This window comes from Bacteroides sp. 4_1_36, assembly GCF_003466325.1.
Taxonomy (GTDB): domain Bacteria; phylum Bacteroidota; class Bacteroidia; order Bacteroidales; family Bacteroidaceae; genus Bacteroides; species Bacteroides uniformis.
In genome coordinates this window covers 167,991-193,003 of sequence record NZ_QSOX01000009.1, presented here as the reverse complement: position 1 = coordinate 193,003, position 25,013 = coordinate 167,991, and the positions used below count along the sequence as shown (strand labels likewise).

Genomic DNA, 25,013 nt, shown 5'->3' with positions numbered 1-25,013 from the left:
GAGGACGTTTAGACGCAAGAAGGACGCTGAAGAGCTTAGTTGCGGATTTGAGGATAAAAACAATAATCTTCCATACATAGAATATGTGCACCCCATTGTCATCAATGTTCAAACAGCTACCAAAGCCAGTATCCGTTGACGGAATTACCCCCTGCAAGAGGGAATATCTATCTTCTGTAATGGATATTTGCACAAAAGAGATGGGAAGTTAACGGAAAAAGTCTCTGAAGTTAACTGAAAAACCGGAAAGAATTAAGGAAGCAATCTATCCCAAACTTTGGTTTTTCCATACCCAACCTTGGGATGTCTAAACCAAGGTTGGGTTTAGACATCCCAAGGTTGAAAAGAAAGTTCTTCCGTACAAGCAACAATTCCGTCAACAGATTCCTATTATATAAATACACCCTCGTTTAACAGATGTAGCCGTAATACTTGTATACACCGCGATTGCATCTACTTTTCAGGTTATTATAGTGTTCTCTCTTTCTTTTTAAAAGTGAATGATATGTTTCGTCTAATAATGATTTGAATTCCCCGGTAGCGTCTTGGAGGATATTTTTAGTAAGAGGAAGACCCTTCGGACAATAAAAGCCGATACTTCGGACTATTTTATCCCTTTATTTCACACATTAGCCGTATTTTTGTCAACAAAAGAAACAATAATAACCAAGAGATTTTTAGAACATATCATGAAGAACCTTATTGCCCTAACCCTGCTGCTTGGAGGAAGCACACTGCTCTGCGCACAAAAGCCTGCCAAAACACCGGCAACCTACAAGCCGGTGAAAAGTGAAATGTACCGCAAAGGTTGGATAGACTTCAACAAAAACGGAGTGAAAGACGTGTACGAAGACCCCTCCGCCCCGCTCGAAGCACGCATCGAAAACCTGCTGCAACAGATGACGCTGGACGAAAAGACCTGCCAAATGGTCACCCTCTACGGCTACAAACGCGTACTGAAAGACGACCTCCCCACCCCCGAATGGAAAGAGCTGCTCTGGAAAGACGGTATCGGCGCCATCGACGAACACCTGAACGGCTTCCAGCAATGGGGGCTGCCTCCCTCGGACAATGCCTACGTCTGGCCCGCCTCGCGCCACGCCTGGGCACTGAACGAGGTGCAACGGTTCTTTGTGGAAGATACCCGTCTCGGCATCCCCGTAGACTTTACCAACGAAGGCATACGCGGCGTGGAAAGCTACCGCGCCACCAACTTCCCCACCCAACTGGGACTGGGACATACCTGGAACCGTGAACTGATTCGCCAAGTAGGACTCATCACCGGACGCGAAGCCCGCATGCTGGGCTACACCAACGTCTACGCCCCCATCCTCGACGTAGGACGCGACCAGCGCTGGGGACGCTACGAAGAAGTTTACGGCGAATCTCCCTACCTCGTAGCCGAACTGGGCATCGAAATGGTGCGCGGCTTGCAGCACAACCACCAAGTGGCCGCCACCGGCAAGCACTTTGCCGCTTACAGTAACAACAAAGGCGCCCGCGAAGGCATGGCACGCGTGGACCCGCAAATGTCGCCGCGCGAAGTGGAAAACATACACATCTACCCCTTCAAACGCGTCATCCGGGAAGCTGGCATGCTGGGCGTAATGAGTTCGTACAACGATTACGACGGCATCCCCGTACAGGGCAGCTACTACTGGCTCACCACCCGCCTGCGTGGCGAAATGGGATTCCGTGGCTACGTCGTATCCGACAGTGACGCCGTAGAATACCTCTACACCAAGCACGGCACCGCCAAAGACATGAAAGAAGCCGTCCGCCAAAGCGTGGAAGCCGGGCTGAACGTACGCTGTACCTTCCGCTCGCCCGACTCCTTCGTCCTTCCCCTCCGCGAACTGGTGAAGGAAGGCGGGCTGAGCGAAGAAGTCATTAACGACCGTGTGCGCGACATCCTCCGGGTAAAGTTCCTCATTGGTCTGTTCGATGCCCCCTACCAGACAGACCTTGCCGGTGCCGACCGTGAAGTGGAAAAAGAAGAGAACGAAGCCATCGCCTTGCAGGCATCCCGCGAGTCCATCGTTCTGCTGAAGAATGCCGGTGAGCTGTTGCCCTTAGACATCAACTCCACCAAGAAGATTGCCGTCTGTGGTCCCAATGCCAACGAAGAAGGCTACGCGCTGACCCATTACGGCCCCCTTGCCGTAGAGGTGACCACTGTACTGGAAGGCATTCAAGAAAAGACAAAAGGCAAGGCAGAGGTGCTCTACACCAAAGGCTGCGACCTAGTGGATGCCCACTGGCCCGAAAGTGAAATCATAGACTATCCTCTGACCGACGACGAGCAAGCCGAGATAGACAAAGCCGTAGAAAATGCCCGCCAAGCTGATGTTGCCGTCGTAGTATTGGGCGGCGGACAACGCACCTGCGGCGAAAACAAATCGCGCACCAGCCTCGACCTGCCCGGCCGGCAGTTGCAACTGCTTCAAGCCATACAAGCCACGGGCAAGCCCGTCGTACTGATACTCATCAACGGACGCCCGCTCTCCATCAACTGGGCAGACAAGTTCGTCCCCGCCATCCTCGAAGCCTGGTATCCCGGCTCCAAAGGCGGAACGGCCCTGGCCGACATCCTCTTCGGCGACTATAACCCTGGTGGAAAGCTGACAGTGACCTTCCCCAAGACCGTAGGGCAAATCCCCTTCAACTTCCCCTGCAAGCCTTCTTCACAGATAGACGGCGGTAAGAATCCGGGACCTACGGGCAACATGTCACGCATCAACGGAGCACTCTACCCCTTCGGTTACGGCTTGAGCTACACCACCTTCGAGTACTCCGACCTCGACATCACCCCCCGAGTCATCACCCCGAACGAGTCTGCCACCGTCCGCCTGAAGGTGACCAACACCGGCAAACGTGCCGGAGATGAAGTAGTGCAGCTCTATATCCGCGACGTACTGAGCAGCATCACCACCTACGAAAAGAATCTTGCAGGCTTCCAGCGCATCCACCTCGAACCGGGCGAAGCCCAGGAGCTGTCCTTCACCATCGACCGCAAGCACCTGGAGCTTCTGGACGCCGACATGAAATGGGTGGTGGAACCCGGCGACTTCGTGCTCATGGCCGGCGCCTCTTCCGAAGACATCCGCCTGAACGGAACGCTGACCGTAGAAGACTACCAGACCCGTGCCAAAGCCATTGAAGCCCAAAAACCAGCAAAGCGTGTGAGTGCCAGCACCAACCCAGAGGATGCCGAAAACGTGCTCGACGAAAAAATCAATACCGCATGGCAAGGAAATAAGGGAGATTATATTACCTTTGCCTTGAAGAACGGAGCCAAGGTAGATAAAGTTGCCATTGCCTTTACACGTGACAACAACCTGCCGGCAACCTTCGAAATCCAGCTCTCGGGCGGTGGCGGACAGTTCCTCACCGTATATTCGGGCACCGTCAGCGAATACGGCAAACTGATTTCCTATCCGTTCAAAGGCACTACCGCCAGCGACCTCCGCATCGTGCTGAACGATGACCGCGTCAGTATTGCCGAAGTTAAATTTTAATGTGCTAATGTGCCAATATGCTAATGTACCAATGACCATGCAGCATATACAGCGCAGCCAATTAGCACATTAGCATATTGGCACATTAACACATTAAATTAATGAAAACACTTCTTTTCTGTATGCTCGGATTAGGTTTGACAGCATGTGGCTCTTCTCCAAAGGGCACTAACGGTGACCAGGACGAACTCGCCATGCTAATAGGTACTTACACGAATGGCTCAAGCAAGGGTATCTATACCTTCCGCTTTAATCAGGAGACGGGAACAGCCGTTCCGCTCAGTTCAGCGGCATTGCCCAATCCCTCCTACCTCGTCCCCTCGGGAGATGGCGAATTTGTCTATGCCGTCAGTGAAATGAACGACAGCACAGCAGCCCTCAGCTCCCTTTCCTTAGACCGGGAAACGGGAGAACTGCGCCTGCTGAACACCGTTCCCACCTTCGGCGCCGACCCCTGCTACGTGGCCACCAATGGCCGGGAAGTGTTGACTGCCAACTACAGCGGTGGAACCATGTCCGTCTTTCCTTTACAGAAAGACGGCACTTTGGCTCCTGCAGACACGCTCTTTCAAGGCTCTGCCACCGGTCCCGACGCCATACGGCAAGCCACTCCCCACATCCATTGCACGGTCTTTTCACCGGACGGAAAGTATATCTTCGCCACCGACTTCAGTGCCGACCGCATCCTGCGCTTTGTGATGCACCCCGACAACCCTATTCCTCATGCTTCTCTGGAAGCCGTTGGCATTGAGGCAGATTCCGGCCCGCGCCATCTGACATTTAGCCCTAACGGGAAGTTTGCCTATCTCATCACCGAACTGTCCGGTAAGGTCATTGCCTTCAGTTACGACGACGGCTGCCTGGAACAGATACAGACTATCACAGCCGACACCGTAGCCGCCCGTGGAAGTGCAGACATCCACCTCAGTCCGGATGGGAAATACCTCTACGCCAGCAACCGTCTGAAAGAAGACGGCATCGCCATCTTTGCCGTGAATCCCGAAAATGGGACCTTGGCAAAGGTAGGTTATCAGCCCACCGGCATCCATCCCCGCAACTTCAACATCACGCCCAACGGTAAATACTTGCTTGCCGCCTGCCGCGACAGCAATGTCATTCAGGTATACAAACGAAACGAAGTTACCGGACTCTTGGAAGATACTCATCAGGACATTGTAGTTGACATGCCGGTTTGCGTACAGTTCGTCAGCTCTGTTAATAATTTATAAAGCAATATTTAGCAAAGATAACTTCATTAACTTTGTCCCTTAGCTAAATCAGTCTAAACGAATGTACATTATGAAGAAGAATATATTGATGCTCTCAGCTCTGTTCTTGTCTACCACTGCCCTGGCGCAAACAGACGTAACCACCGGTGTGATGCGTGGCAAAGACTACGGAGTGACCTATATGTTACCCAAAACAGAAATAGAAATCGTATTGCAAGCCACCAAGCATACCTACACTCCCGGAGAATTTTGCAGATATGCCGACCGCTATCTGCGTCTCAACAACGTGTCTGCCGAACCCGAGGAGTTCTGGACACTGGATAAGATAGAAACCCGCATAGCCGGTGTACCGGATAAGGACAACGTCTATTTCGTGAAGATGAAAGACAAGACCGTAGCACCCCTTATGGAGCTTACCGAAGACGGAATTGTCCGCTCCATCAACATTCCGTTCAGCGGCAAGCCTGCTGCCAAGACGCCCGAAGCCAAAGCCACCGAAAGCAGCATTGACCCACGCAGTTTTCTGACGGAAGAAATACTGATGTCCAACTCCAGTGCCAAGATGGCCGAGCTGGTGGCTAAGGAAATATACAGCATCCGCGAAAGCAAGAATGCCCTCCTGCGCGGCGAAGCAGACAATATGCCCAAGGACGGCGCTCAACTCAAGCTGATGCTTGACAATCTGAACCAGCAGGAAACGGCTATGACGGAAATGTTCTCGGGCAAAATAAAGAAAGAACCCAAGACATTCACCATCCGGCTGACGCCTAAAGAGATGAAAGATGAAGTGGCTTTCCGTTTTTCCCGAAAGCTGGGAGTGGTGGCCAATAATGACCTTGCCGGTGAACCGTATTATATCAGCGTCACCGACCTCAAAAGTCCCGATGTATCTGCCACCGAGGAAGGCAAAAAGAAAGTGGACGGTGTAGCCTATAACCTTCCGGGCAAGGCACAAGTGACATTGGTGTATAACAATAAGAAATTGTTTGACGACCAACTTCCCATTACCCAATTCGGCACCGTAGAATACCTCGCACCGGTACTGTTCAACAAGAATTCTACCATCAAAGTGCTGTTTGATACGGCAACGGGAGGATTGATAAAAGTGGATAGGGAATAAAGGAATTCTAATTCCGGATTGTCAACTGGATAAATCCATCCTTACGCAACTGCATTACGTAGGCGGTGACCCGGGGAATATAATTCTCTTCCTCCCCAAAGTGCCTGGCAAGTAGAGAGATGATTTCGCGCACGGTACGATGTCCATCTATCAGATTCCAGACAGCTGTACCGTGTTCTTCCAGCCTCACATGGATGTCAGGAGACATCCCCTTCGGCAATAAAAAACGACGCATCCATTCGTATTTAAACCGTGGGTAGGCGAGTACGGCGCACTCACCTTCCCATTCGGTTGTTATATGTCCACAGCGGACCGGAACAGCGTCCAACAGACTTACTTTTCCTTCGGGTATTTCCATCATACGGTATCCGCTTTTCCTATTATTTCTGAATATTAGGCTCTTCCAGCTTATAACCATACTTCTTGTCTGCCTTCTTCAGCAGTAGAGCCACTATAAGGGACAAGCAGGCAATACTGGTAAAAATGCACATAGGCACCGTATAGTCATACATATTCGTTCCATCTGGTTTCTTGCCGGATATACAATAGGCATCAAGCACCCACCCTATCAATGTAGGAATACCCCAAAGACCGATATTCTGGATAAAGAAAATCAATGCGTATGCCGTACCCAACTGGCTTACCGGGAATATCTTGGCCACAGCCGGCCACATGGCAGAAGGTACCAGCGAGAAAGCGATACCCAAAATTATCATCAGCACAATAGCTACCAGCCAATAGTTTATATCGGGAATAGCATAAATGAAATGCACACATATCAGCATGGCCGAGCCCAGCAGCATGATAGATGCGGACTTACCTCGCTTGTCAATGAAACCACCAAAGACCGGAGTCAGAATCAGCGCTCCCAATGCCGGAAGTCCGGCAAATGTACCGGCCACATTCTCATTGATACCGTATTTGATAATCATCAACTCGGAAGCAAACTTCTGGAATGGGAATACACAAGAGTAGAACAATACACACAGCAATGCTATCAGCCAGAAACCGGGATTGACCAGAATATTCTTCACATCCTTAAAAGAGAACTTCTCTTCCTCATCTTCCGTACCGGCAGCAATGGCAGCAGCTTCCATCTGTTTGTCCAGCTTCTTGTCCATCACTGCAAAAATGAAGAAAGCAATCATACCGCCCAACAACAGAACCAAACCCAACAACACCGGTGTGGAAATACCGAAAGCACGGGCCAAAGGAATGGCTACGGCATAACCGGCTTGCGAACCGATACGTGCTAAAGCAACTTGTACCCCCATAGCCGTGGCAAGCTCTTTCCCCTTAAACCACTTGGCTATGATTTTGGAAACTGTAATACCGGCGACCTCCGCTCCTACTCCAAAAATGGAATAACCGGCAAAAGCAACAAACACACCCGTTTTATAGCCAAATATTTCATTGATTCCGAATAAAGTCGCGTCGGCACCGGCAAGTCCCGTCATTGCATAGTATTCAAGTGCTGTACCACCTACCATCAGGATAGTTGCCAGCTTTCCGGTGAAACGGATACCAAAGCGGTCGAGGATTAATCCTCCCCAAATCAACATCAGGAAAAAAACATTCAGAAAACTATAACCACCGGTAAAGAATCCGAAGTCGGTACTCGACCAAGCCAAGTCCGTTTCCAACATTGTCTTCAACGGTGCTACCACGTCGTTTACATAATAAGCTGCCATCATCGTGAAGGCAACAATCACCAATGCCCCCCAACGGGTAGCCTTGGAATCATTCAATTTAAGTTTGAGTTGTTCTGTCATTGTACTATTTGGATTTCAATTTATTAATCAGATTGCATAAATTACTGACAAAGGTAAATAAATACTTCATCAAAACGAAAAAAGGCTGACACCTTTTCAGTATCAACCTTTCTCTTATTTTTCCAAGCGGGAGTCATCCGCAATATCCTTATCTTATTCTGCTGCAGGGGCTTCTGCTGCAGGAGCAGGAGCTTCAGCCGGAGTTGTAGCTGCAGGGGCCTCCGATTGCGGAGCTTCTGTACCTACGGGCATGTTATAAGGATTAGTTTTTTCTTCTTGTTGCGCCTGTTCCAGAATCACATCACCGCCCTTGCCTGTGGAAGAAGGAATAGTGTAAGCAGAAACAATACTGAAGACTACCATGACAGCTGCCAGAGTCCAGGTTGCTTTTTCCAAAAAGTCCGTAGTCTTGCGCACACCCATAATTTGGTTGGATGATGAAAAGCCTGATGCCAGACCACCTCCTTTAGAATTTTGAATCAATACAATGAAGCACATCAGCACAGATGCAATCAGCATTAAGATAACTAATAATAAATACATTTTGTTATTTTGATTTAGCGTTAATAATCAATTTCTCCAAAAATCTGATTTGGTCTGCAAAGTAAGCATTTTTTTTTGGATAATTCAAACTTAATTTTTTAATAATTTCAAGCGCCTTGTCATATCGGTGCTGTTTTATATAGATTTTGGCTAAAGTTTCCGTAAAACAGCTATCGTCCAACTCTTCCGTTACCGGCGATACTGAGGGTTCTTCCTCTTCTTCAGTCTCTTCCTCCTTCTCTACAAGAAACTCCCTTCTCGTATCCGAGGCATCCGAAGACTCACTCTTTTGGATAAAGTCATCTATCAATTCATGCCCGCGCAGTTTAGGCACTTCCGACTCATCTTCTGCATCCACACCGGGTTCTTCCTGCATTAAATAGGCCGTATAATCCACCGCATAATCCAGCTCCGTATGCTGTGAATGCTCTTCGGGAACAGTAGCCAGAAATGCGTCAATCAAGGAAAGGGTACGGTCCACACTCGGCTCTTTCTCCAAATCGCCGGAAAACAGCGACGAGACCTTCCGGGATTTCAAAGTATAGCGGTCACCCTCTATAAAGTAAAACAGCACACGACGGTCTGCCACATACAACACAGCCTTGCGCAACTCCGCGCCAAAGTTGATGTCGTGCAGCAGATAGAGGTTTTTCAGATAGAGCAAACGGAGCGACTGGAAATAAGGATAGCGTGCCACCAATGTGCGAAGCTCGTACAAAGTATCCCTATTCAGCGTCTCGGGATGCTGAATCCATTGTTGCAAATGGGTAGGCGTCATGAGTTTACCAGTTAGCTACAGTTGCATTGAAAATCTGTTCGGCAATGTCTTTCACCATCAAGGTTATCAGCTGGTCCTGCACTTCGGTCAGCAATTTTGAGGAATCATAGGTCTGGAAAGCCGAGAACTGCTGTTCAAAGTCCTCCTCATGGTTCGTGTTATTGGTGTAGCGCACGTTGACAGTCAGCGTCACCTTCACCTTCGAAGAGTAGCCGCTGGCATCCACCGATTCATTATATTGATTGTAGCCGGTTATTTCTCCGTCTATTTCCAGGTCTCCTCCGGAATTCACCAGTTGCAGGCGAGTCTGCTGAATGAACATATCCTTCATTTTCTGGTTAAATTCTGTTGCCAGCGGTGCATATACATACTCTGCCCGGTTCTGGAAATCGGCAATGGAAATCGTTTTTACCTTTGTATAGTCGATAGAGCTTATCGGAGCAAGTCCCAACTTCATACTACATGAATTCACTAGAAATAACAAGCTTACCAACAAGGAAGCAAATGCCGCTTTTTTAATCCAATCCATATTCTTTTATCTTTCTGTATAACGTACGCTCAGAGATATTCAAATCCTGAGCCGCACTCTTACGCTTGCCGTGATGTTTTTCAAGCGCCTTACGTATCATTTCTTTCTCCACTTCATCCAGGGAGAGTGACTCCTCCACATATTCTTCCGTATCCTGGAAATCATCGTCCACCGGAGTAACCGGCTTTACCGAAGGATGTATAATGGTGGGGACACTGGATGTTACCGGAGGTACCACCGCCGGAGTAGCCGGCGTATAGTAGGCCGATGTGGCAACCGCCGGATTGGCTACCGTTCCCCTTTCAGCCATAATCTCATGCACCAGCTTTTTCAAGTCCGTTACATCCTGGCGCATATCAAACAGAACCTGGTAGAGAATTTCCCGTTCACTCCCGAAGCTCTTGTCCTCCTTCACTCCAAACAAGGCAGGCAGGCGCTGCATATTGTTCTGCTCAGGCAGATAGCCCTTCAGTATGGATGCATTGATTTCACGATTGGTCTCAATGATGGATATCTGCTCGGTGATATTCTTCAACTGGCGCACATTACCCGGCCATGAGTAGCCCAGCAACACTTGCTTGCCGTCTTCCGTCAGCTGAATGGCAGGCATACGGTACTTTTCTGCAAAGTCCGAAGCAAACTTTCGGAACAGCAGCACCACGTCTTCACCGCGTTCGCGCAATGGAGGGACCTGAATAGGAACTGTGTTCAAACGGTAATACAAGTCTTCACGAAAACGTCCGTCAGCAATGGCTTGTGTCAAGTTTACATTGGTAGCGGCAACAATACGCACATCGGTCTTTTCCACCTTAGAAGAACCTACTTTGATGAATTCACCGCTCTCGAGCACACGCAACAAGCGTGCCTGGGTAGGCAAAGGCAATTCGCCGACTTCATCAAGGAAGATTGTTCCGCCGTTGGCCTCACCGAAATACCCCTTCCGTTCGCCGATAGCCCCGGTAAATGCGCCCTTCTCATGACCGAACAGTTCCGAGTCAATCGTCCCTTCGGGAATGGCTCCACAGTTCACGGCAATGTACTGTCCATGCTTGCGCCGGCTGTACTGGTGTATTATCTGCGGAAAGCTCTCCTTTCCCACACCACTCTCTCCGGTAATCAGTACAGACAAGTCGGTGGGCGCTACCTGGATAGCGATATCAATGGCACGCATCAGCGCTTCATTGTTGCCGATAATGCCGAAACGTAATTTTACTTGTTGTATTTCCGCTTTTGTCATTCTACAAATCTTCTTCTACACTATCGAGTTTCAGTTTGTCGCTATCGTCACGTTTCTCGTAATATTGCTTGCGCAGCGGATTTGCATGTGCCTCTTTCTCACGCTGGCGGTTACGGAACACATCTATTGCCACATAGATAGCCTGCCGGAATGAATCTTCAGAGGCGATTCCTTTCCCGGCAATATCGTAGGCCGTGCCATGAGCAGGCGAAGTGCGTATCACCGGCAAGCCGGCAGTATAGTTCACGCCCTCGTCCATAGCCAATGCCTTGAACGGTGCCAGCCCCTGGTCGTGATACATGGCCAGGATACCATCAAAATGGGTAAAGTTATCTGAGCCCATAAACCCGTCTGCCGGATAAGGACCATAGCAAAGCATACCCTTAGCAGCCATTTCGTTGATGGCCGGAATGATAATCTCCTGCTCTTCAGTTCCCAGCAATCCGCCGTCTCCTGCATGCGGATTCAGCGAAAGCACTGCAATACGCGGTGCGCTGATAGCAAAATCCTGCTTCAAGGAGCGGTTGAATATCTTCAGTTTTTCTTGTATCAGTTCTTTGGTGATGCTTCCGGCTATCTCTTTAACGGGAATATGTCCGGTCACCAATGCTACCCGGAAGTCATCTTTCATCAGAATCATAAGGGCCTTCTCGCCATCTCCCAATTTTTGCTCTATATACTCCGTATGTCCGGGGAAGGCAAACTCCTCCGACTGGATGGTATGCTTGTTGATGGGAGCTGTGACAATCACGTCTATCATTCCCTCCTTATATTCCTCAATGGCTTTTTCCAGTGCACCAAGTGCAGCTTTACCAGCTTCAACGTCAGGTTTAGAGAACTCAACCTTTACTTCATCATCCGTACAGTTCACTACACTCAAGCGATTGGGAACCGCTTCGGAGGCGGAGTTGACGATACTGAAGTTGGTAGGCAAGTCCAATGATTTACGATGATAAGCTGCCACTTTAGGCGAACCGTAGATAATCGGCGTGCACAATTCCAGCATCACCGGGTCTGCAAACGTCTTTAAAATCACTTCATACCCTACACCATTAATGTCGCCTTGTGTAATGCCGACTCTTATTTTGTTGTCTTCCATTTTTATTACTTATTATTAGTAGTATCTTTTGAGGTTACGCCTACCGGAATTTCCGCACCTTCCTGCTTGCTGCCGGGCAGTTTCAAGGTATAGAGCGAAGCCTCCATCTGACGTACCAGATTACGTTTCATTTTATCAGGTGAATAAATAAATATTTCAGATACGATAATACGCTGATTGGCCTTGTCCAAACGTACATGCGATACGAACGGACCGCCCATGAAGTCACCCTTTATGCGCCACAAGCCGCGGGCCTCCAGTGCATAGTCTCCCTGCACACTGATGGGGCGTACATCGGTCATCAGAGAATCCGTCGACATATACATGCCTTCACGGGCACCAGGGATATTAATCTTCATCACGGAATCGCGTTTATGAACAAAATATTCTTTAGTAAACGTATCCTTATCCGTATAAGGATAAGAGTAGATTACAAAGTTCTGGTCGCCGGTAGCTGCATTCGTACCTGCCCAGAAGAAGTTCTCACCCTCCTTGGTAGATGTCAGTTCGCCCGGCACCCATACATCGCAATCGAACTGGCTTTTCACCTTCGTTGCTATATAGTCGCTATGCTTGTCCTTCAATACTGAAATCTGACGATTCATTTCCGCATGGGTAAAGAAATCGATGATTACCTGCCTATTCTCCTCCACAAATTTCTCGAACGAAGCCTCGTCCGGTGCCTGAATAGTGAGAATAGACTGAGGAGCAGCATATACATTCCTTGCATACTTGAATTTAGGCTGGGTATAGAGGTCCTTGTTCACATCGACAATAATGATATTGCGAATCAGTTTTAAAGTGGCATCATAATTGGAAGGGGCAGTATACATGATTCGGAATGAACGTTCTGACTGGGGAAGCCCCGGAACATCAGAATCAAGCACATCGAAAAGCGCCCTACCGGCAGGACGTTCCCACAAGCCGGGCTCCACCACTACCAGAACTTCATACGCACGACCGCTGGAGGTCGGAGTAAACACACCCTTTTTACCACCACCGCAAGCGGAAAAAAGCGTCAGTACGAGAACCATACTCAAATAAAACAAGTGCTTTCTCATATCTCTATCATTTTAGTTTTTCACAAAGCTACGAAGAATGCGTAATATCCTCCCTACCTAAGTTAATAATTTATATTAATTCTTCTTTATTCTCCTCCTGCTTGGCAGTGGACAACATGCCACAAGCGGCAAATATATCCTCTCCACGCGATGACCGTATAGTGGTAAACAGACCGTGCGAAGTCAGATAATCACGGAACGCAGTCATGGTTTCCATATCAGCCCCTTCAAGATTCACTCCAGGTATGGCATGAAAACGAATCAGGTTAATCCGGCAGTCCAGCCCACGTAGCAACTTCAGAAGTTCCTTTGCATACGGTAACGAGTCATTCACTCCTTTGAAAACAATATATTCAAAAGATAGTCTGCGCTGTTTGCTAAAATCATAGTTTCTTAACAATTCAACAATCTCCGTGATGGAGAAGGCCTTCTCTGCCGGCATCAGCTCGCGACGTTGCAAAGGTATCGGCGAATGAAGGCTGATAGCCAGATGGCAGTCCGATTCCCCAATAAAACGCTGCAAGCCCTTCTTCAATCCCACTGAAGAAAGGGTGACACGCTTGGGACTCCACGCATATCCATAAGAGGCGGTCATTATTTCCAGCGCTTTCAATACCTCGTCCAGATTATCAAGTGGTTCGCCCATGCCCATCATTACCACATTGGTCAGCTTGTCCCTTTCGGGCAACGAACTGATTTGGTTGATAATCTGGTTGGATGTCAGATTGGCGGTAAAGCCCTGCTTGCCGGTCATACAGAATTTGCAGTTCATCTTACAGCCCACCTGAGAGGAGACACAAAGCGTAGCCCGGTCTTCGTCGGGTATATAGACAGCTTCCACGAAATGTCCCTCGCCTGCCCGGTATAAGTATTTCACCGTACCGTCTACAGAGCGCATGGCATCTACCGGCGCTTCGGCACCTACCTCATAGATTTCTTTCAGCAATTCCCGATGCTTCAACGAAAGATTGCTCATTTCGTCTATAGAAGCCACCTTCTTGTCATACAGCCAGGAAGCTATCTGCTTGGCAGAGAAACCGGGCATTCCCAAATTCTTCACCACATTCTGCAATTCAGCGAGCGTCAAGCCCAATAGAGGTCGTTTCTGCATATCGTTTTTCATTAAAACAAAACTCTTTCAAAAATGCAAAGGTAGGAATAAAGTTGCACAAAGACAACGGAGAGTGTAGAAAATGAAATGTACAGACAATGAAAAAGCCGCCCGGAAGTACCGGACGGCTTTTCAATATGGGTTTTCTATTCTTAGAAGAATAAATAACGTTGGTCTTTTACGTTGGCTTTCATATACAAGTCACTGATGAACTGGCTTGCCATACGTGCATGCATGTTAGCCAAGTTAGCCTCTTCAGTTTCCTTGTTGAATGTTTCGTTCAGCTTCTCTTTTGCATATGGTTGCAGAACGAATACACCACCGTTACCCTTGATAGGAGCACTCAGCTTGTTCACTTCAGCAATAGAAGCGTACGCGCCTACCAGAGGTTCGCTACTACGCAATGCCGGGATATAGGCAGGAGCAGAGAAAGTAACGTGCTTTACAGAATCACTGACAGCATTTGCCATATTCTTGTACTGCTCGAACGAAGTTGCATTGGCAGCCTTCATATCAGCCATAATCTTCTCTGCTTTCTTGTCACGGAGAATTTCAGCTCTCAACTGGTCCTTTACCAAAGCCAGTGGGCGATAACCTTCAGGAACAATACTTGCAACACCTACTACCAGCATACGGTCGCTCTCGCCACATTCGTACAAACCAGAAACTTCACCGGCTTTTGCCTCAAACGCCCATTTCAAAGCATCTTTGGTTCCTCTGATACCACCGATACCATGTTCAGAGCTGTACAAATCGGCTCTATCCAGCAACTTGTAACCAGCATCTTCCGCATTGGCAATCATTTTCTCTAAAGTATTGTTTGCAGCGATGAACTGGCTGAACTCATTGTATGCCTTGCTGTAAGTTTCCTTGCTGAATTCTACCGGACGCTTGATAACGGCTACCTTATATTTATCCTTGACAGCCTTCTTGTTGGTTACTTGCAAAATGACATTTGCTTGTCCCAACGCCAGATTGGTCAGTTCGTTCTGTCCCAAAGTTGTGACAGCGGTAATGTATTTCAAGTTGTCACCGTCAATCTGTGCGCCTTCGTAGTTAGCAGAAGAAATCCAGGTAGGCTCACCGGTCTGACCGTACTTCTTCGCAACTTCAGCAAAGCTGGCACCACCCTTAATAGCATTGTAGATGCTGTCGGCCAAAGTCTTCGTCTTTTCAGCATCTTCGGCAACTACCTGAATCTGACGGAACTCGATAGAGTCCGGCATGGCAGCAGTAGCCAATTTCTTGAAAGAGTTGAGGGTATTGTCAGATACGTTATAATAAGGCCCGAACACACCACCCACCGCAACAGAGTCCAAACGGGCTGTCACATCAGCAGGCAGAGACTTAGTAGTGTAGAACAAGTCTGTATAAGGAGCTTCGGAACCGGTAGAACGGATGAAGGTAGTATAGTCAGAAGGATTGGCAGTAAGTTGTTCGGTGTATTCTTCCATTTCCTTCTGGAGAGCAGCTCTGTCTTCTGCACTTGCAGTAACTTGCACATCAATGAACTTGATATTGCGAGTTTCCACATATTGCTTGAACTGTTCTTTCTTCTTGTCGTATGCAGCTTTCAAATCGGAATCCTTGATAACGATGGTAGAGTCAACGATAGAAGAATAGGGAACTGCAGCAAGCAGCAGGTCTGACTGCTCTACTCTTGCATCAAAAGCGTCCTGAGCTTCTACCGGGTTGGAGAAAAGAGATTTTGTAATCAAAGCCTGATACTTCTCCTGAAGACGTGCCTGGATAAGGGACTTTTCGAGGAAAGACCAGAACTTGTACATGGATTCATAGTATTCTGCATATTGTGAAGGCATCTGTGCCTTATTCATTTTTGAATAGTCCACCAAGAACTTCTTCAACATATCCTTATCAAACGCACCGGTCTGAGGATTACGGAACGGAGTCTGTTGCAGCATCGGATGCACACCGGCATTAATGATAGCCTGAATCTCAGCCTTCGATACAACCAGACCGAGTTTCTTTGCTTCCTTTTCAATCAGCTTATTATTGACGTATGTTCTCCATACTTCATCTTTGATTTGGTTTGTCTGCTCATCGCTCAATGCACTGTTGCCACTGGAGAACTTGATGACTTCTGTATATTCTTCTACCAATGCTTGAAAATCCTGAGCGGAAATTGATTCCCCGTTCACTTCACCTACGTCTTGTGACTGGTGTGGCTGAAGCACTTTCCACGCGTCACCTGCGATGAAAGCAAACAGCGCCAAACCAATAACAATCACCAATAAAGGTCCTTTAGACCGAATGTTTTGTAATGTTGCCATTTTAGTTAATATGATTTATTTGTTTATTATTATTTTCCTAACATGTTCATTTTAGCGCACGAAGATACAAAAAATGCTAATACGCATCCATTTATTCTTTAAAAAATTACGCCTAAATGAAATTATTCAATGACTTTCAGTCTTACCAACTCAATTTTAGTGGCTGTTACCTTGATTATTTTAAACTGATAATTATCCACTTCAATCACTTCATGCAGTTTCGGGAAACTTTGATAACGGTTCAAAATCAGACCGCCCACTGTCAGATAATCATCCGATTCCGGCAGGTCGAGCCCGAAAGTCTCATTTACCTTTTCTATTTCCAGACGGGCCGAAAGCACATATTCACGTTCACCCAACTGCTTACACACATAGGATGTATTATCATGCTCATCCTCAATATCGCCAAAAATTTCTTCCACCAAATCCTCTAAAGAGACGATACCCGCCGTACCACCGAATTCGTCCACCACTACAGCAATCGTTTTTTTCTGTTGCATGAACAGTTTCATCAGTTTGTGGGCCGACATCGTTTCGGGTACAATAGGCACTTCCTTCACGTTATTCCTCCAGTCCACCGGATTCCTGAACATCTCCGACGAGTGAATATATCCCACCACATTATCTATATTTCCATCATATACTATGATTTTGGAAATACCCGACTCCACAAAAAGACATTTCAATTCTTCCAATGTAGTGGTCAGATCTACAGCTACCACCTCTGTACGCGGTACAATACAGTCGCGTATCTTTATATTCGAAAAGTCAAGCGCATTTTGGAATATCTTTACCTCTGCATCCAGTTCTTCTTCACTTTCCGCATTCTCTATGCTCGACTGGATGAAGTAATCCAAATCCACTTTGCCAAAAGCCTTGGCCGACGCCTCCTTGTTTACTTTCATCCCAAATATCCGAAGGAACAGATACGACAATCCCGATGCAAACTTTGAAACAGGAAACAGAATGACATAACATATGAATAAAGGAATGGCACATACCCTCAGCATCAGATTGGGATTGATTTTAAACAAAGTCTTCGGCAAGAACTCACCGGTTACCAAAATAATAAGAGTGGAAATTACAGTTTGCACCAACACCATTACAAAATGATTGGAAATAATTCCGGCAAGAAGATTCACCTCTATGATTTGTGCCATCAAGATACCATAAATGACAAGCGCGATGTTATTACCCACCAGCATGGTCGAGATGAAGTTATTCGGGTTGCGAAGGAAATAGGAAATGATACTGGAAGTGACGCCTGACTTCCTTTCCATCTCAAAACGCAGTTTATCTACGGAAACAAAGGCAATCTCCATTCCTGAAAAGAAAGCGGAGAAAGCCATGGTTATCAATAAAAAAATAACGGTATCCATTTTATCAATTTATGGTATCAGTCTGCAAGCTGTCTGCTGCGGCAGCTTCCTCGTCAACATAGAAGATGCCCTCCGGCTTGCGAATCGTGTAAACGGTCATCTGCTGGTTGGATTCAAAGCCATGTCCCGTAATGATACGGTCAGGCTGTTCGATACGGATAAACTCATCCGAATAAATTCTTTGTGTCCGCTGGTCCCAATACAGCAGCTCTGTATCAAACTGCTCACCTTTCAAATTCTGTATATGCACATTCCCCATCAGTTTCCATAACTCTTCCTTATTAAAGAAGTAGGCTGTATCAGCCTTGATACTCGCCTCCACTTGGAAGATAGAGTCGAACTTCTCCAAATAGACCCCCTTTTCAAAAGCCCAGTAAGGAGGATTCTTCCGGTCAAAGACCAGCCACTCTTCCGTATTGATGCGGTAACGCGTTACACCGGAATCAGAAACCAGTGTAGTCACCCCGCGGGTATCCATCACTGCCATAGAGTCACGCTCGGTAATGGCATCTCCCAGCTCCTTCTTCTTCCCGGAACACGAAGAAAATAAAAGAAGCATAACCATTGCCCCAAGGACAATGGTTATGCTCGCATTTTTATGATAAACAATGTTGATGGGTTGTAGCAACATGATTTTATCTGATAGTTGTAGATTCACCTATCCATCCACCGATAGTGATACGGTCACCAGCTTTGTAACCCAACATAAAGAGGTCTTTAGCCTGGGGAGTGTGGCGGGAATAAGTACTAATCAATTCGTTAGCACGTTCTGTAACTGAAGGATCTACAGCTTTAGCTCTCTGCAGCTTGTCAATTACTACAAAGTAAGTACACTTATTCAGAGCAGGCTCATCGGTCCAGTTAGGATTGGAGCCGTAAAGCTGTGCCAGTAAAATATAAGGCTCTCCATAGTTCTCCTTAAAGCTCATAGCCTTTTGGCAGTAGCTTCTTGCCTGAGAGAGTTTCTTGGCCTGCATCAAGGCTGCGGCAGTAGCGTATGCCATTTCAGCCTTCTTGTCATTATCTGTTTCTTTAGCCAATGCTTCATCAAAATACTTCACGGCATTGTCATAGTCACCTTTCTTATAGTACATGTATGCTACACCTACAGCTGCATCGGCAGTCGGGTCAATCTGATACATGTACTCAGATGCCTTGAAGTAAACTTCGCTTTCGTTGCACTTCATCAATTTCAGGATGTTCAATGCCTTCTTCAAGAAAGCGGAGTCAGTCTTGCTTGCTTCCACCTTAGGACCATAGATATTCTGCAAAGATTCACAATCAGCTACACCACTCTGAATGAACATGGCCACGAGGTTATCCTTGATAGCTTGCAAGTTAGCCTTCTTAGCTTCCTTGGTTTCAGCAGCAAGTGCGTCATCTGCATACTTGGAAGCATCAATATAATCCTGGAAGAACTGGTCGGTATGATTATCATCAGCCTTTACCTTCTGCATGGAAGTATCCAGGAAATAGTGCAACACCGCACCTTTGGAACCACCCTTTTCAGCATGAACAGATTCTTTCAGCCAATTATAAGCCGTATTAAGGTCCGGAGCAGGAGCGAACTGAAGATAATCCACAGCTTTGGCACCCAAGGCATCAGCCACACTCGGCACGCCCTTCATTCCCTTACCAATGAATTCAGGAATGTACTTCATTCTCAAATCATATACATCCATCAACTCATCAAAATACTTCTTGTAATCAGCAGAATTTCTATCCTTAATCTGACTCAAGAAACCCACTAAAATCTTCTGAGCATCTGTAAATGTGTAATACCGCAGTGTAGGACAATCCTTCAATACAGCCATACAAGGAGCGTATGCATCCTTAAAGTTACCAGCTCTCACTGCTTCATGAGAGATACTACTGTTCGAATTACAATTTTCAGTCTGTGCGAAAGTGCTGGTCACTCCACCCGAAAGGAGCAAGACAGCCACAAGCGTCTTAATTTTCATTGTATTTAAATTTTAGTTGTTATATTTTTTGTCTATTCAATTTCCATTAATCCACTTTACGCTTGAAGAACCAGCGTTCGTTAAAGGTTACTCCGATACAAATACGCAATGTATTTTCGTTCAAGAACGCTGCTTGGGTTCCTTTAGTCCGCACGTATTGTGCAGAAAGACTCAATACGGAACGGGTTCTCGGTATGGGCAATCCAAAACCGGCAGTAACGCCATATTCATCAGCGGCACGTACACCGTCTATCTTATAATAAGGTTTGGAATAATAAGCTCCCAAACGATACTTCACATGAGACAAATAACTTCGTCCCATAGGATTCGGCAGATACTCTGCACCAACGGATATTCTTCCACGGTCGCAAAACGCCTCGTCATTGTTCATATAACTCACTTTACTCCAATTCTGGAACATTACATCCGCGCCTACAGTCAGTCGGTTGTCGTACACGTAGGTCACACCTGCGCCAAATGTTGTCGGAATGCCACAAGTAACGACAGTATCCCTTGTTACCGAAGTAGCTCCCGTATTGCTATTACCAGTCTGCGTAACTTCGTACGCATCGTTACTCAGATCATGCCCCGGAGAAAAGACAACTCCCAACGTTGCAACATGTTTTTTCCCAAACTGGTGAGTGTACTGCGCTCCAAAATCCAACTTATAACTCTTTACAGCCACATTAGACTGTATTGTAATAGGAAATACACTTGAACTGGACGGAAAGGTCTCCACAGCGGTTCTTGTTATATCTCCCCAAAGATACGAAAAATTCGCACCGACAGAAAGATTTTTAATTATTTTAAAACCGGCACCTAAATAAAGCTGGTGCAAGCCTCCTTCTCCCGAATAGCTTACCGTAGTAGATTTGTCTGGAAATTCCGTATCTTCCCGATATTCTCCCATACTGTATCCAACGTTTGAATAAGGCAGCAACCCCAAGCTTATGGCAGCCCATTTACTTGCACGAAACTGCATCGTGATATAGTCAAAACTGGAATTCTTGGCATTTCGTTTCAGAGTACCGTTACTGAGATTTGTATTCTGTAGAGAGACTGCTCCATCGAAGATAAAAGTCAGCGAATCTACCGCCGTATAGGATGCAGGATTAGCAAAGTTAGTCTGATACTTGTCCCGTAAACCATAGGCAATACCACCCATCGCCCTACTGTTGCTCGAGCCTTGTTCAGATAACTGTCCATATCCATATCGTGTATAGGGAGAATTTGTATTATTTTGAGCGACTGCCGCTCCTGATAATATCGTGAGCAAGAGCACTAACAGTGTTTGTCTATAGCCTGTCATTATTATAGTTTAAAATTCTATTTAATCCTTTCAACACTAAAAATCTGTCTGCAAAGATGATACTTTTTAAGTTTGTATCAAAAGAAAAATCATCCCCGCCCGTTAAAAAAACCAAAAGTTCAGGATATTTATGCTTCATAACCGTAATGTAACCTGAAATTTCATATTCAATACCCTTCAGTACTCCGGCACGGATAGCCGTATCGGTATCCTTCCCCATGGGCACCATCCGCCCCTCAAGAGCCACCATTGGAAGCCGTCCGGTAAACTGATGAAGCGCCTTGAAACGCATCTGCAGGCCGGGAGAGATATTCCCGCCATGATAGCGGGCAGCAGCATCGACAAACTCATAAGTGATACAGGTACCGGCATCAATCACCAGTATATCCCTGCCAGGAAATTGCTCATTGGCTCCTACCACCGCCGCCATACGATCATACCCCAGCGTCCGGGGAGTTTCATAGAGGTTTTCTACCGGAAGAGAAGTCTTTTCATTGAGCCACAGAATGGGGACAGCCATATCTTCCAGTTGCGACAACACCTCTCTACTCAAATCAATGACAGTAGCCACTATCGCTTTTTCAATCGTATATGTACGGCATACTTCAGGCAACCGTTCCAACGTCAGATTGGAGTCATACACCACCTCCACGATACGTCCACCATCAAACACCGCCATCTTGGCGATTGTATTTCCTATATCAATAATGAGATTCACCGTATTGCATAAATTTAGCGGCGCAAAGATATAACATTAATATTGAAATTCAGCAGAAACCATCTCTTTATTAGAAGAACAACTGCACAAGAATTCTTATTCACATCCACACCAAACAACCACAATGCCACTTCTACATTCTGTTGAGATTTATTAAAGCCGCAACATCATACCACAACCACCTGATTATCAATACAGCTAAATGCGCTACATTCAGTATACGACTGAGCCCTATTCAGTATACGATTGAATGGCATTCAGTATACGACTGAATCAGGTTCAATATACCACTATTTCTTGCACCCGTATCGTTTGTAAATAGAAAATACCTACCACTCGTACTCGACAGTTGATTCAAAACAACCAATAATGCGAATTAAGAATTGTATCAAGTTCATAATTAAAAAAGATTCTTCGGACACAGATGACCGGGATAACGCGAATAACCGCTTTAGTTCCTAATCACAAATTGGGATAATATTAGTTTTTTCCGTAAGTTTGCAGCATGAAACGAAGCCTACTTATACATATATATATAGTAATCTTTTTCTTCTGTTTGCCTTCAGCAAATGCCCAGGTGACACAACAGCAAAAGACTGCTGCAACAGACTCCGTACGCGTCAGCCTACTGACTTGCGCTGCAGGAGGAGAGATTTATTCCCTATTCGGACACACTGCCATACGGTACGAGAACTATACACGTGGCATTGACGCCGTCTTCAATTACGGCATGTTCAACTTCAACGCCCCTAACTTCATCTTCCGTTTTGCCTTGGGAGAAACGGATTATCAACTTGGAGTAACCGATTATGAGCATTTCGCCGCCGAATACAACTATCTGGGACGCGATGTCTGGCAACAAACGTTAAACCTAACAGAAGAGGAAAAAGAACGCCTGATAGCACTATTAACAGAGAACTACCGCCCTGAAAACCGAGTATACCGCTACAATTTTTTCTACGACAATTGTGCCACCCGCCCGCGGGACCAGATAGAGCGTGCCATCAACGGCACTCTGCAATACGCTGACAATATGACTGCTAACAGTACGGGAATCTCTTTCAGGGATTTGCTGCATAAATACAGTGAAGGCCATTTGTGGTCACGTTTCGGCATGGACCTATGCATGGGCAGCAAAGCAGACGAACCCATCAACCGGCGGCTGGCAATGTTCGTCCCCTTCTACATGCAGGAGTATTTCAATAAAGCGCAGATTGTGGACAAAGAAGGACAAGCACGGCCACTGGTTGCCAAAGAAGAAAAAATCGTAGTAACGGGTAAAACACCAGCCGACTTCGTCAGCAGAGGCATCACACCGATGCAGTCGGCTTCGCTATTACTGATACTTGTAGCAGGCATCAGCATTTACGGCATACGAAGAGGGAAAACTCTTTGGGGCATAGACCTCATACTCTTCTTGGTTGCCGGAATGGCTGGATGTATACTGGCATTTTTAGCACTATTCTCACAGCATCCGGCAGTAAGTCCCAATTATATATTATTTGTATTCCATCCATTTCACCTTTTCTGCCTTCCATTCATGCTATCCAGGGTACGAAAAAGGGAAATAAGCCACTATATGCTGGTTGATTTTGTAGTTTTAACACTTTTTATAGGGCTTTGGACAATAATTCCGCAGAGAATTCCGCCAGCAGTATTACCTTTGGCACTGTGTTTGCTGATACGTTCTGCAAGCAACCTCATTCTAACATACAAACGAAAGTAATGAAAAAAGGACTGATAACTTCCATACTCGCACTTACATTCAGTGGTCTGCAAGCCCAACCGCTGCCTGCCTCCCCAAAGCTGGTGGTAACATTGACCATTGACCAGTTGCGTACAGACTATATGGAAGCATTTTCGTCCTTATACGGAGAAAAGGGGTTTAAGCGCTTACTGCGTGAAGGTAAAGTATTCCGTCAAGCAGAATTTCCTTTTTGCGGAACGGACCGAGCCTCGGCCATTGCCGCCATCTATACCGGGACAACACCGTCCATGAACGGCATCATTGCAGAGCAGTGGCTGGATGCAGGTACACTACGCCCCATAAACTGTGTAGAAGACCCCAACTTCATGGGCAACTATACCGACGAAAGCACTTCCCCCTCCCAATTACTGACCTCTACTATTGCCGACGAGCTGAAAATAGCTACCCGCAACAAAGGTCTGGTCTATGCCATCGCGCCTTTCCGCGATGCCGCCATATTGGGTGCCGGGCACGTGGGGAACGGTGCTTTCTGGCTTAATAACAATACCGGAAAATGGTGCAGTACGACTTATTATAATGAATTTCCGTGGTGGCTGAGCCAATACAACGACCGGAAATCTCCTGACTACCGTATCAAGGATATGGTATGGACACCTGCACTTCCTTTTACCAACTATACATTTCTGCCCGAATGGCGCAACGAGCCATTCAAATACAAGCTGGATGGTGAACGGACAAACAAGTTCCGCCGCTTGATAACCAGCCCTTTCATCAATGAGGAAGTCAACCTGCTGACCGAAGAGCTGCTGAATAAGAGCACTATCGGACAAGATGACGTGCCCGACCTATTATCGCTGACTTACTACGCAGGAAATTATAACCACCGAAGTACGCAGGAATGTGCCATGGAAATGCAAGACACCTACGTGCGACTGGACCGTAGTATAGCTTCCTTATTAGAGCTCATAGAACGTAAAGTTGGGCTCCACAACGTACTTTTCTGCATCACCTCCACCGGCTATGCCGACCCGGAAGCAGCCGACCCGGGCGTATACCGGATACCGGGTGGTGAATTCTACCTGAACCGCTGTGCCGCCCTGCTAAACATGTACCTCATGGCATCCTATGGCGAGGGACAATATGTGGAAGCTTATTATGACCAACAAATCTATCTCAACCATAAACTTATTGAGAACAAGCAGTTGAGCCTGACTGAAATTCAAGAAAAATCTGCCGAATTTCTGGTTCAGTTTAGTGGCGTGAGCGAAGTATATTCAGCTCATCGCCTGCTTTTGGGCCCCTGGTCACCGCAAATAGAACGTATACGCAATAGTTTTCATCGCAAGCGCTCTGGCGATTTGCTCATTGAAATACTCCCGGGCTGGACTATCATGCAGGAAAATAGTACTGATAACCGTGTAGTACGTACGGCCGATATTCCTGCTCCCCTCATTTTATTGGGAGGAGGAATGAAGGCTGAAACCATCCGTACCCCCATCAGTATTGACCGCATTGCCCCTACCTTGGCAAGTGTAATGCGCATCCGCGCCCCTAATGCAAGTACAGCATCTCCCCTTGACTTTTGATTCTAAAATAATCTGTGCAAATCTGGATAATCTGTATAGAAATCAGTAACTTTGCACGCTCAAC

Annotated in this window: 20 protein-coding genes; 5 read left to right on the top strand and 15 right to left on the bottom strand. The window is 46.7% G+C overall.

Translation table 11 applies throughout. The annotated features are described in order from the left end of the window. Positions 1–689: 689 nt before the first annotated feature. From DXD65_RS10905 to DXD65_RS10895, 3 genes are all read left to right on the top strand, one after another. Complete coding sequence (locus DXD65_RS10905) at positions 690–3,518, top strand: beta-glucosidase (RefSeq protein ID WP_044467484.1); 2,829 nt, start codon at positions 690–692, stop codon at positions 3,516–3,518. A 101-nt stretch (positions 3,519–3,619) separates the two neighbouring features. Next, complete coding sequence (locus DXD65_RS10900) at positions 3,620–4,747, top strand: lactonase family protein (protein WP_009038091.1); 1,128 nt, start codon at positions 3,620–3,622, stop codon at positions 4,745–4,747. 70 nt (positions 4,748–4,817) lie between these two features. Further along, positions 4,818–5,867 (top strand): DUF4831 family protein, encoded by a 1,050-nt coding sequence (locus tag DXD65_RS10895; RefSeq protein ID WP_057258670.1) that lies wholly within the window; start codon positions 4,818–4,820, stop codon positions 5,865–5,867. Positions 5,868–5,874: 7 nt separating this feature from the next. On the opposite strand, the gene DXD65_RS10890 is transcribed toward DXD65_RS10895, so the two are convergent. The 15 genes from DXD65_RS10890 to DXD65_RS10820 all read right to left on the bottom strand — a co-directional run bounded on the left by DXD65_RS10890 (position 5,875) and on the right by DXD65_RS10820 (position 21,655). Beyond that, positions 5,875–6,228: a PqqD family protein gene (locus DXD65_RS10890; protein WP_005831929.1), complete on the bottom strand. Its 354-nt coding sequence runs from the start codon at positions 6,226–6,228 to the stop codon at positions 5,875–5,877. A 19-nt stretch (positions 6,229–6,247) separates the two neighbouring features. Next, positions 6,248–7,639: an MFS transporter gene (locus DXD65_RS10885; protein ID WP_117878395.1), complete on the bottom strand. Its 1,392-nt coding sequence runs from the start codon at positions 7,637–7,639 to the stop codon at positions 6,248–6,250. A 153-nt stretch (positions 7,640–7,792) separates the two neighbouring features. After that, the gene (gene secG / locus DXD65_RS10880) at positions 7,793–8,182 is read right to left on the bottom strand and encodes a preprotein translocase subunit SecG (protein WP_009038088.1); all 390 of its coding nucleotides are present in this window, start codon (positions 8,180–8,182) and stop codon (positions 7,793–7,795) included. Between the two features lie 4 nt (positions 8,183–8,186). Continuing rightward, on the bottom strand, positions 8,187–8,960 hold the full coding sequence (locus tag DXD65_RS10875; protein ID WP_005831938.1) for a hypothetical protein: 774 nt from the start codon (positions 8,958–8,960) through the stop codon (positions 8,187–8,189). A gap of 4 nt (positions 8,961–8,964) precedes the next feature. Next, on the bottom strand, positions 8,965–9,489 hold the full coding sequence (locus DXD65_RS10870; protein WP_005831940.1) for an LptE family protein: 525 nt from the start codon (positions 9,487–9,489) through the stop codon (positions 8,965–8,967). After that, positions 9,476–10,726, bottom strand: a complete 1,251-nt coding sequence (locus tag DXD65_RS10865) for a sigma-54 interaction domain-containing protein (RefSeq protein ID WP_005831941.1) — start codon at positions 10,724–10,726, stop codon at positions 9,476–9,478. The genes DXD65_RS10870 and DXD65_RS10865 overlap by 14 nt, the downstream gene beginning before the upstream one ends. A gap of 1 nt (position 10,727) precedes the next feature. Next, positions 10,728–11,825, bottom strand: a complete 1,098-nt coding sequence (gene pdxA, locus DXD65_RS10860) for a 4-hydroxythreonine-4-phosphate dehydrogenase PdxA (protein WP_005831943.1) — start codon at positions 11,823–11,825, stop codon at positions 10,728–10,730. Between the two features lie 5 nt (positions 11,826–11,830). Then, positions 11,831–12,886 carry a DUF4837 family protein gene (locus DXD65_RS10855; protein ID WP_005831945.1) on the bottom strand — a complete coding sequence of 352 codons (1,056 nt, stop codon included), beginning with the start codon at positions 12,884–12,886 and terminating at the stop codon, positions 11,831–11,833. A gap of 70 nt (positions 12,887–12,956) precedes the next feature. Next, on the bottom strand, positions 12,957–13,997 hold the full coding sequence (gene rlmN / locus DXD65_RS10850) for a 23S rRNA (adenine(2503)-C(2))-methyltransferase RlmN (RefSeq protein ID WP_008665254.1): 1,041 nt from the start codon (positions 13,995–13,997) through the stop codon (positions 12,957–12,959). 152 nt (positions 13,998–14,149) lie between these two features. After that, positions 14,150–16,288 (bottom strand): SurA N-terminal domain-containing protein, encoded by a 2,139-nt coding sequence (locus DXD65_RS10845; protein WP_005831949.1) that lies wholly within the window; start codon positions 16,286–16,288, stop codon positions 14,150–14,152. 122 nt (positions 16,289–16,410) lie between these two features. After that, positions 16,411–17,667 carry a hemolysin family protein gene (locus DXD65_RS10840; protein WP_005832856.1) on the bottom strand — a complete coding sequence of 419 codons (1,257 nt, stop codon included), beginning with the start codon at positions 17,665–17,667 and terminating at the stop codon, positions 16,411–16,413. A gap of 4 nt (positions 17,668–17,671) precedes the next feature. After that, positions 17,672–18,298 carry an LPS export ABC transporter periplasmic protein LptC gene (gene lptC / locus DXD65_RS10835; protein ID WP_035449005.1) on the bottom strand — a complete coding sequence of 209 codons (627 nt, stop codon included), beginning with the start codon at positions 18,296–18,298 and terminating at the stop codon, positions 17,672–17,674. Between the two features lie 4 nt (positions 18,299–18,302). Beyond that, positions 18,303–19,628, bottom strand: coding sequence for a tetratricopeptide repeat protein (locus DXD65_RS10830; protein ID WP_005831953.1), 1,326 nt, complete (start codon positions 19,626–19,628; stop codon positions 18,303–18,305). 46 nt (positions 19,629–19,674) lie between these two features. Further along, positions 19,675–20,937, bottom strand: coding sequence for a hypothetical protein (locus DXD65_RS10825; protein ID WP_117887628.1), 1,263 nt, complete (start codon positions 20,935–20,937; stop codon positions 19,675–19,677). Beyond that, positions 20,924–21,655 (bottom strand): type III pantothenate kinase, encoded by a 732-nt coding sequence (locus DXD65_RS10820; RefSeq protein ID WP_005831955.1) that lies wholly within the window; start codon positions 21,653–21,655, stop codon positions 20,924–20,926. Before DXD65_RS10820 ends, DXD65_RS10825 begins: the two co-directional genes overlap by 14 nt. A gap of 505 nt (positions 21,656–22,160) precedes the next feature. Between DXD65_RS10820 and DXD65_RS10815 the strand changes: the two genes are divergently transcribed. Next, positions 22,161–23,381 carry a DUF4105 domain-containing protein gene (locus tag DXD65_RS10815; protein WP_117887627.1) on the top strand — a complete coding sequence of 407 codons (1,221 nt, stop codon included), beginning with the start codon at positions 22,161–22,163 and terminating at the stop codon, positions 23,379–23,381. Further along, positions 23,381–24,949, top strand: coding sequence for an alkaline phosphatase family protein (locus DXD65_RS10810; RefSeq protein WP_117887626.1), 1,569 nt, complete (start codon positions 23,381–23,383; stop codon positions 24,947–24,949). Before DXD65_RS10815 ends, DXD65_RS10810 begins: the two co-directional genes overlap by 1 nt. Positions 24,950–25,013: the final 64 nt, after the last annotated feature.

What these genes read in the sequence shown, in the direction of transcription:
- DXD65_RS10905 (WP_044467484.1), top strand. Translation starts at nt 690, where the DNA reads ATGAAGAACCTTATTGCCCTAACCCTGCTGCTTGGAGGAAGCACACTG.
- DXD65_RS10900 (WP_009038091.1), top strand. Translation starts at nt 3,620, where the DNA reads ATGAAAACACTTCTTTTCTGTATGCTCGGATTAGGTTTGACAGCATGT.
- DXD65_RS10895 (WP_057258670.1), top strand. Translation starts at nt 4,818, where the DNA reads ATGAAGAAGAATATATTGATGCTCTCAGCTCTGTTCTTGTCTACCACT.
- DXD65_RS10890 (WP_005831929.1), bottom strand. Translation starts at nt 6,228, where the DNA reads ATGATGGAAATACCCGAAGGAAAAGTAAGTCTGTTGGACGCTGTTCCG.
- DXD65_RS10885 (WP_117878395.1), bottom strand. Translation starts at nt 7,639, where the DNA reads ATGACAGAACAACTCAAACTTAAATTGAATGATTCCAAGGCTACCCGT.
- secG (WP_009038088.1), bottom strand. Translation starts at nt 8,182, where the DNA reads ATGTATTTATTATTAGTTATCTTAATGCTGATTGCATCTGTGCTGATG.
- DXD65_RS10875 (WP_005831938.1), bottom strand. Translation starts at nt 8,960, where the DNA reads ATGACGCCTACCCATTTGCAACAATGGATTCAGCATCCCGAGACGCTG.
- DXD65_RS10870 (WP_005831940.1), bottom strand. Translation starts at nt 9,489, where the DNA reads ATGGATTGGATTAAAAAAGCGGCATTTGCTTCCTTGTTGGTAAGCTTG.
- DXD65_RS10865 (WP_005831941.1), bottom strand. Translation starts at nt 10,726, where the DNA reads ATGACAAAAGCGGAAATACAACAAGTAAAATTACGTTTCGGCATTATC.
- pdxA (WP_005831943.1), bottom strand. Translation starts at nt 11,825, where the DNA reads ATGGAAGACAACAAAATAAGAGTCGGCATTACACAAGGCGACATTAAT.
- DXD65_RS10855 (WP_005831945.1), bottom strand. Translation starts at nt 12,886, where the DNA reads ATGAGAAAGCACTTGTTTTATTTGAGTATGGTTCTCGTACTGACGCTT.
- rlmN (WP_008665254.1), bottom strand. Translation starts at nt 13,997, where the DNA reads ATGCAGAAACGACCTCTATTGGGCTTGACGCTCGCTGAATTGCAGAAT.
- DXD65_RS10845 (WP_005831949.1), bottom strand. Translation starts at nt 16,288, where the DNA reads ATGGCAACATTACAAAACATTCGGTCTAAAGGACCTTTATTGGTGATT.
- DXD65_RS10840 (WP_005832856.1), bottom strand. Translation starts at nt 17,667, where the DNA reads ATGGATACCGTTATTTTTTTATTGATAACCATGGCTTTCTCCGCTTTC.
- lptC (WP_035449005.1), bottom strand. Translation starts at nt 18,298, where the DNA reads ATGTTGCTACAACCCATCAACATTGTTTATCATAAAAATGCGAGCATA.
- DXD65_RS10830 (WP_005831953.1), bottom strand. Translation starts at nt 19,628, where the DNA reads ATGAAAATTAAGACGCTTGTGGCTGTCTTGCTCCTTTCGGGTGGAGTG.
- DXD65_RS10825 (WP_117887628.1), bottom strand. Translation starts at nt 20,937, where the DNA reads ATGACAGGCTATAGACAAACACTGTTAGTGCTCTTGCTCACGATATTA.
- DXD65_RS10815 (WP_117887627.1), top strand. Translation starts at nt 22,161, where the DNA reads ATGAAACGAAGCCTACTTATACATATATATATAGTAATCTTTTTCTTC.
- DXD65_RS10810 (WP_117887626.1), top strand. Translation starts at nt 23,381, where the DNA reads ATGAAAAAAGGACTGATAACTTCCATACTCGCACTTACATTCAGTGGT.